We start from the raw sequence: 2,116 nt of genomic DNA on the forward strand, positions 1-2,116 counted from the left end.
CGCGCCCGCGGTGCCCTGACCTCGGAACGAAACCCAGGGCGCTTCACGGCCAGCATCCCACACCGCGGTATCCACCGGACGCTTCGCCTGCCTTTGGGGCGGTGGATCGACTGCCCCGGCAGGCTCGGAACCACCCCGGTAGGTTCCGGCAGTCGTGCAGCACATTCAGGAGCACAGCAGCCCCTGGGCCCACAGCAGATGTGGTGCAGTTGGGGTTGTACGTCGGGCTTGTGCTCAGGGGCTCAGGCGCCGACCTTCCTCGAGTCAGTCCGGTCCCTCTTCATACATCCAAATTTTCCGGTTTTGTGCACTATGCTGAGGCCGGTGGAAGGAGCCAACATGATCCCTGAACCTCTTCAGTCCCAGCCGTACGTCACCGCGCAGGATGCTCCATCGGTGTTGGCGCTCCTCGGGCTGGACAATGGGGTCTTGATGGACTCCGTACGCACCGGAGTCGCGCGAGCCCAGGATGTGACGGCCTTCCATCCTGTGACCGCTCGTGGGTACACGCAGTGGTCGGAGACTGTGGCTTACCTCCGGCAGGAGCTCGTCGGGCGCCAGTGGGCCCAAGGGGACCCGCAGAACTCTCCTCGAGTGTTTTCCCCGGACGGTAAAACCTCGATCATGGTGGTCGGAGGAAATGCCGACACGGGAGTCTCCGTCGAGAAAGACCCCCGGACGGCGCGTCGCCGCGGTCCGGCGACCCGAGCCGCGGTGCAGTGCAACGGCCAGCAGATGCTGGACGTGATCCTCGAACTGCCGGCGACATGGGACCGACAGGAGCCGCTCACCTGGGTGTTGCTGTACCACTGGTCGAAGGACGAGCCAACCGTGCGCGCCGAGCTTTCTCTTCCTGCAGCCGTGACCGATGACGGCGACATTTCTCGCTGGAGTCACCGCATCCTTCTGCCTCCGCAAGACCTCACCAGCTTCGAGGTGCCCCAGCGTCCGGCTGGCCCGCAGGACGACATCGACTTCAGGATCGTAGAACTGTCGTGACACTAGAACCCTCGCGGATCGCACTGGCGAGGTTGCGTGCGGGACTAAGTAAGAGTGAGCTGGCCCACCGGCTTCAGGCCACTCCCCGCACAGTGACGAACTATGAGACTCACGGTGCTCCGGATCGGGCCGCTTCCGCACTGGCGCAAGCAATTGGTTGCGCCCCAGCGTTCTTCCGCATGCCTGCTACATCACCATTGGAAGAGGAACGGGTGTTCTTCCGTGCCCGGCGCCGCTCGAGTGCTGCGCAGAAGCACGCGGCGACCTCCGCAGGACGTATCGGGGTGGAGCTATATGGGCTCATCACCGAGCACTTCGCTTTGCCGGAACTGAGCGTTCCTGACCTGGCGGGAGTCGATCCGCTTGATGCGGCGCAACAACTACGTGCCGAGTGGCAGTTAGGGATTGACCCTCTGCCAAACTCATTGCGTCTGGCCGAGTCTCATGGTGCCCGAGTCCTCAGCTTGCCCGCGGGAACGGCTGATGTGGATGCCTTCAGCTTGTGGGAAGACGGCCGGCCGTATGTGTTCCTCTCCACGATGAAGACCGCCGAACGCTCCCGGTTCGATTTGGCGCACGAGATAGGGCATCTAGTTCTGCATGCTGGCCTGGACGCCTCCTTAAACAGCGAACGAAACGCGGAGCAAGAAGCCGATCAGTTCGCCTCTGAGTTCCTCATGCCCCGCATCTTGCTGCGTTCACAAGTAGGCAGGGAGCCGTCAATCGCCACAGTTCTCAGACTCAAAGTCAGCCTGGGCGTCTCGGCTATGGCATTGGCCTACGCCCTTCATAAAGCTGGGCTGCTGACGGACTGGTCCTATCGGCAGGCCTGTATCGAGCTAACTAAACGCGGTTATCGATCCGGTGAGCCAGAAGGCATGGACCGCGAAACTTCTCGCGTCTTCAATGTCGTCCTTCCGGCGCTCCACAAGTCCAAGGGCTGGGGCACCGAAGAGATCGCCCAACGTCTCGGCGTTCCAGCGGCTGAAGTGCACGGCTTGACTTTCGGACAAGCCCTCGCAGACGTCACCCTTCGGGAAAGCAACACTCGAGTGCGTGACCGCTCTCGAGCGCATTTGTCACTAGTGCATTGAGAGGCGATTGCCGCGTCGGCAAG

At 62.3% G+C, this 2,116-nt stretch carries 2 protein-coding genes; both read left to right on the plus strand.

The window, feature by feature from the left end; translation table 11 throughout:
• Positions 1–339 precede the first annotated feature (339 nt).
• On the plus strand, positions 340–999 hold the full coding sequence (locus L979_RS13445; protein ID WP_047692724.1) for a hypothetical protein: 660 nt from the start codon (positions 340–342) through the stop codon (positions 997–999).
• A gap of 92 nt (positions 1,000–1,091) precedes the next feature.
• On the plus strand, positions 1,092–2,093 hold the full coding sequence (locus L979_RS13450) for an ImmA/IrrE family metallo-endopeptidase (protein ID WP_156125603.1): 1,002 nt from the start codon (positions 1,092–1,094) through the stop codon (positions 2,091–2,093).
• Positions 2,094–2,116 lie beyond the last annotated feature (23 nt).

The organism is Kocuria sp. ZOR0020, from assembly GCF_000800955.1.
GTDB lineage: Bacteria > Actinomycetota > Actinomycetes > Actinomycetales > Micrococcaceae > Kocuria > Kocuria subflava.

Bases quoted from the DNA above. Each gene is read 5' to 3' on its own strand.
- L979_RS13445 (WP_047692724.1), top strand. From the start codon at position 340: ATGATCCCTGAACCTCTTCAGTCCCAGCCGTACGTCACCGCGCAGGAT.